We start from the raw sequence: 4,806 nt of genomic DNA, 5'->3' as shown, positions 1-4,806 counted from the left end.
GGCCACCGCGCGGGATCCCATCGTCGCAGAAAATCGATCCAGTGCTGGGGCAACCCGTGATGCAGAGCACCGTCGATGATGCGTTCCAGATAGCCCGGTCGCGGCGGCCCCAGATTCACGCGATGGTCGACATAGACCCACGCATCCGACGGCCCGCCTTCGGTCTGCACGGTCAATTGGTCGCGTCGGTACCGCACCGGCACGCCTTCGGCGCTGTCCAGGGCGGCCAGATCGTGGTCGGACAAATCCCAGACGACTCCGTGCACCTGCGTCCCGTGCAATGGTTCGACGGTCGCCACCCCGCGTTGATTGATCAGCCAATCGTGGTCGCCGAGCACAGCCCGGCGTGCGTTGACGGCCTCGGGGCACCGCTGCGCCATTTGCCGCACGCACAGATTCGACCCGTACGCGAAGTAGGAATGACGACGGCGCTGCGTCACGATCTCGATGTTAGCCGAGCGAATTATTTGCTCGGCCTCCGACGGTGTCGGCAGGCGGGCGCATGTTCGGTCAAGTGCCCGAACGACTTCTGAGTTGGCGGTGACCGCGAGGTTGATTCCCTACGTCATCGTGTTTGCGAGGCTGCCCGCGGTGAAAGGATTGTTTGATGGGCGGCGCGGACGACGACGGCACGCGGGACCGGCACACGGTCGAGCGTGATTTACGACTGCTGGCCAGTGTCCGTAGCGCCTATCGCCAGCGCGGCGGACCGTTGCCGTCGATCAGCCAGATGGACGCGCTGCTGGATGAACTCCTCGAGCTTTCTGCCTGCGGAGAACCGCAGCAGGACAACGGGACTCCCGGTGCTAGGCCGAGCCGCTCCTCGTCACGGTGAGGTAGATCAGCACCACGTTGAGAAGGCTGATCAGCACGCCGATCAGCCAGCCGACGGCGGTGGTGACCCGGTGGTTGACGTCGGTTCCCATCAGCTCCCGATTGCCGGTCAGTCGAACCAGCGGCAGTAACGCGAACGGTATGCCGAAGGACAAGACCACTTGCGACAGCACTAACGTGCGGGTCGGATTAAAACCCAGGGCAAGGATCAACAGCGCGGGCGCCAGCGTGGCCAACCGGCGCAGCACCATCGGAATCGACCGATGCAACAGCCCCTGCATGATCATCGCGCCGGCGTAGGCGCCCACCGATGCTGACGCCAGCCCCGACGCCAGCAACCCGACCGCGAAGAACACAGCGATCAGGGGACTCACCGTGTCGTGTACGGCGGTGTAGGCCACCTCGATGGAGCCGATGCCGCCGCGGCTCCGCATATTCAGCGCAGCGACCAGCAGCATGGCGGCGTTTACCCCACCCGCGACGACCATCGCGAGCCCGACGTCCAGCCGGGTGATCCGCAGCAGTCGCCGTCGCTCGGGGCCGGGTTCAGGATGGCCGTGCCGGTCTCGGGCCAGCCCGGAATGCAGATACACCGCATGCGGCATCACCGTCGCGCCCAGGATGGCTGCGGCCAGCAGCACGCTTTCCTTTCCGAGGAATCGCGGCACCAGCCCGCCGACCACATCCCCGGGCGGCGGCGTCGCCACGAAAAAGCTGGCGGTGAAGCCGACGGCGATCAACAGCAGCAGCCCGGTGATCACGCGTTCGAAAATCTGTTGGCCGCGCTGGTCCTGAATTCGCAGCAGCAGCAGCGACACCACCCCGGTAATGACCCCGCCGACCAGCAGCGGTAGCCCGAACAGGATATGCAGCGCGATCGCACCGCCGATCACCTCCGCGACGTCGGTGGCCATCGCGACGATCTCGGCCTGCAGCCAGAAGGCCAGCCGGGCCGGGCGGCCGAGCTGTCCGCCGATTGCTTCGGGCAGCGTGCGCCCGCTCACCAGCCCGAGCTTCGCCGACAGGTATTGCACGAGCCCGGCCATCACATTCGCCAGGACGATCACCCACAGCAGCGCGAAGCCGAACTGCGCGCCCGCGCTGATGTTCGCGGCGACGTTGCCCGGGTCGACGTAGGCGATGGCGGCCACGAAGGCGGGGCCGAGCAGATACCACCCGGTTTTGAGCCGCGCGCTGGTGTCCTGGGCCACCTAACTCACTTTCCGTCTACGAATAAGAAAGTTAGGTTAGCCGAAACCTCTAGCCGGCCGAGTACAGGCCGCGGCCGGTGATCAGCGGCAGGTCCAGGGTGGTGCGGATCCCGGCGGGCGCGGCCACCACCGCGGGGATGGCGTTGACGACGCGCATCGCCGTCGCCACCAGACCGGCGTGGTTGTGGTCTCCGTTCGGGCTGCTCAGACAGACGTCAATGCCGTAGGACGGTTCGCCGGTGATCTCGATCCGGTAGCAGCCACCGGGTTGTGCCGGCTGCGGCCACTCGGGGCACAGGTCTTCGCGCAATCGGGTGACATGTTCGAGGACGACCACGGGGTGGCCGTCGACCAGCCCGTGCACCTCGAATCGCAGCGCCGCGGCACTGCCCTTGGGGATGTGCCCCGAGGCGATGTCGAAGTCCTCGGGCGCGGGCACCCGCTCGTGTCGTTCGGTGACCTGGTCGAGTTCGACGCCAAGACCGGCGGCGAGTTGGCGCACCACCGACCCCCACGCCAGGCTCAGCACCCCCGGTTGCAGCAGCATCGGGATGTCGTCGAGCGGCTTGCCGAATCCCATCACGTCGAACATGACGGCTGCGCTGTCGTAGGTGGCGTAGTCGACGATCTCCATGCAGCGGATCTGCTGGACGCTCTGACACGTTCCGGCCAGCGCCAGCGGAAGCAGGTCGTTGGCGAATCCGGGATCGATGCCGTTCACGAATAGGCTCGAATTGCCTTCCCGCGCAGCATCTTCGATTGGGGCGAGCAGCTCGTCTGGGAGCACCTGCCATGGGTACTGCAGGAACACCGCGCTGCTGCCGACGACATTCACCCCGGCGGCCAGGATGCGCCGATAGTCCTCGAGCGCGTCGGGCAGCCGGTTGTCGGCCAGCGCGGTGTAGACCGCGCACTGTGGGCCCGTGGCCAGCACCGCATCCAGATCGGTCGAGGCGGTGATCCCGGTCGAGACATCAAGGCCGGCAAGCTCTCCGGCGTCTTTGCCGGCTTTGGCGTCCGAGGACACCCACACGCCGGTGAGCTCGTAGTCCGGATTGCTGATCAGTGCTTTGAGAGCATGGATGCCGACATTTCCGGTGCTGATCGCCGCGACTCGAATAGCCATGGTCACAGGTCCGGGATCGGTAGGTCGAGGTTGGGAAACGTGATGCCGCCGTCGACTTCGATCACCTTGCCGGTCAGGTAGGCGCCGGCTGGCGACGCCAAATACACTGCGGCGGCTGCAATCTCGTCAGGTTCGCCCAGGCGGCGCATCGGTGTCACCTTTTCCATCGGCTCGCGCAGCTCGTCGTTGGAGGCGACCACGTCCAACGCGGACGTCGCGATCGAGCCGGGCGCGATGGCGTTGACCCGGACCCGTGGGCACAGGTCCAGCGCGGCCAGTCGCGTGTAATGCGCGAGTGCGGCCTTGGCGGTGCCGTATGCCGCAAACCCGCGGCCGGCCACCCGTCCCATCGTCGAGGTGATGTTGATGATGCTGCCGCCGCCGGAGTGCTCGAGCATCAGCGGCACTGCGGCGACGGTAAGGGCGTGGGCGGTGGCGACGTTGAAGGTGAACGCGCTCTTGAGGTCTTTCGTCGAGGTGGTGAGCAGCCCGTTCGGCATGGTCCCGCCGACGTTGTTCACGACGATGTCCAGTCGCCCGAACGCCTCGATGGCCTGGCCGGCCAGCTCCGCGGTGACCTCCGGCTGGGCCAGGTCCGCGGTGACGATGTGGGCGCGCCGGCCTGCGGCGCGGACCTTTTCGGCGACGGCCTCTAGTTCGGATTGGGTGCGCGAGGCGATGACGACGTCGGCGCCGACGTCGGCAAAGGCCAGCGCGATGGCTGCGCCAAGTCCACGGCCACCGCCGGTAACGATCGCGACTTGGTCATCGAGTCTGAATTTGTCGAGGATCACGGGCGTCACCGTAACAAGGCGTTGATGGGCAGGGAAGGCGATTTCTGAAACACGTTCTAGTTTTTCTTCGGGCGGGCGTTAAGGATCTGCCAAGCGGTCGTCCCTACTTTTCGGACTATGCACACCACTCTGAAGAACGTCGTTGCCGGCGGACTGCTGTCGGCAGCCCTCGGGGCGGGTCTGATCGTAACGGCGGGAACTGCCGCAGCGGATGCCTGGCCCGGCTGCCCGGAAAACAACCCGAGCGGCCCGTGCCACTGGTGCCCTGGGGATCCGCCGGTGCAGACCGGCAACCACGTGACAAACCCGGTCCGATGGGATTTCAACGTCTGCCACACCTACTGGTACGTCTACACCGGCCAGGGAAATGTCGCGAACAATATCTTCGAGGGTCAGGTGCCGCCACCGCCTCCGCCCCCGACGGATCCGGGGCCGTTCGTCATCGACCGAAGCAATTGCCAGCAGATCCTGGGCATGTTCTGCCCGAAGGCCTGAGCTCGTCGCACCCGGCTCTGGATCACCGTTCTCTACGGCGATGGGAGATTCCAGAAAGCGTTCATGGGTTGGGCGTACTTGTCGTTGTCAGTGAGCGGGGCCAACGGGTCCAGCACATTCGGCGAGGCATGCCCACGCAAGGCGTCTTCGATAGTGGCCATCAGGCTGTACTCGTTGTAGTGGGCGTCGGTGGTGAAGGGGCCGGATATCATCCCCCCGTCGGTCACGGCGCCACCGTTCGGGATGACGATCATCGGAACGTTGTTGCCTTCGTTACCGAAGCCCAGTGACAGGTTGTTGTTGTCCTCGTCGAACGTGAGGAAGATCGCGTCATGCTGTGTGGGGT

6 protein-coding genes and 1 pseudogene are annotated in these 4,806 nt (G+C 65.7%); 2 read left to right on the top strand and 5 right to left on the bottom strand.

The window, feature by feature from the left end; genetic code table 11:
* On the bottom strand, positions 1-380 hold a 380-nt coding region (locus WAO18_RS01395; RefSeq protein ID WP_422203251.1), incomplete at its 3' end, for a gamma-glutamylcyclotransferase family protein.
* A 227-nt stretch (positions 381-607) separates the two neighbouring features.
* Here WAO18_RS01395 and WAO18_RS01390 point away from each other — a divergent pair.
* On the top strand, positions 608-835 hold the full coding sequence (locus tag WAO18_RS01390; protein ID WP_422203249.1) for a hypothetical protein: 228 nt from the start codon (positions 608-610) through the stop codon (positions 833-835).
* Here WAO18_RS01390 and WAO18_RS01385 read toward each other — a convergent pair.
* Genes WAO18_RS01385 through WAO18_RS01375 form a run of 3 tightly spaced genes read right to left on the bottom strand, consistent with a single transcriptional unit; the run spans position 807 to position 3,965 of the window.
* Positions 807-2,045 (bottom strand): Nramp family divalent metal transporter, encoded by a 1,239-nt coding sequence (locus tag WAO18_RS01385; RefSeq protein WP_422203247.1) that lies wholly within the window; start codon positions 2,043-2,045, stop codon positions 807-809. The two genes, WAO18_RS01390 and WAO18_RS01385, sit on opposite strands and share 29 nt — an antisense overlap.
* A 49-nt stretch (positions 2,046-2,094) precedes the next feature.
* Entirely contained in the window at positions 2,095-3,171 is a 1,077-nt protein-coding gene (locus WAO18_RS01380) for a diacylglycerol kinase (RefSeq protein ID WP_422203246.1), read from the bottom strand.
* A gap of 2 nt (positions 3,172-3,173) precedes the next feature.
* Complete coding sequence (locus WAO18_RS01375) at positions 3,174-3,965, bottom strand: SDR family oxidoreductase (protein WP_422203245.1); 792 nt, start codon at positions 3,963-3,965, stop codon at positions 3,174-3,176.
* 117 nt (positions 3,966-4,082) lie between these two features.
* On the opposite strand from WAO18_RS01375, the gene WAO18_RS01370 reads away from it, so the two are divergent.
* Positions 4,083-4,460, top strand: coding sequence for a hypothetical protein (locus WAO18_RS01370; RefSeq protein WP_422203244.1), 378 nt, complete (start codon positions 4,083-4,085; stop codon positions 4,458-4,460).
* A gap of 32 nt (positions 4,461-4,492) precedes the next feature.
* Here WAO18_RS01370 and WAO18_RS01365 read toward each other — a convergent pair.
* Positions 4,493-4,806 (bottom strand): annotated as a pseudogene (locus tag WAO18_RS01365) (hypothetical protein); the annotation flags it as partial.

The sequence above is a fragment of the Mycobacterium sp. genome, from assembly GCF_049278535.1.
Taxonomy (GTDB): domain Bacteria; phylum Actinomycetota; class Actinomycetes; order Mycobacteriales; family Mycobacteriaceae; genus Mycobacterium.
Note: the sequence above shows the minus strand (reverse complement) of the source record. Positions and strands in the feature narration are given on the sequence as shown.

What these genes read in the sequence shown, in the direction of transcription:
- WAO18_RS01390 (WP_422203249.1), top strand. Translation starts at nt 608, where the DNA reads ATGGGCGGCGCGGACGACGACGGCACGCGGGACCGGCACACGGTCGAG.
- WAO18_RS01380 (WP_422203246.1), bottom strand. Translation starts at nt 3,171, where the DNA reads ATGGCTATTCGAGTCGCGGCGATCAGCACCGGAAATGTCGGCATCCAT.
- WAO18_RS01370 (WP_422203244.1), top strand. Translation starts at nt 4,083, where the DNA reads ATGCACACCACTCTGAAGAACGTCGTTGCCGGCGGACTGCTGTCGGCA.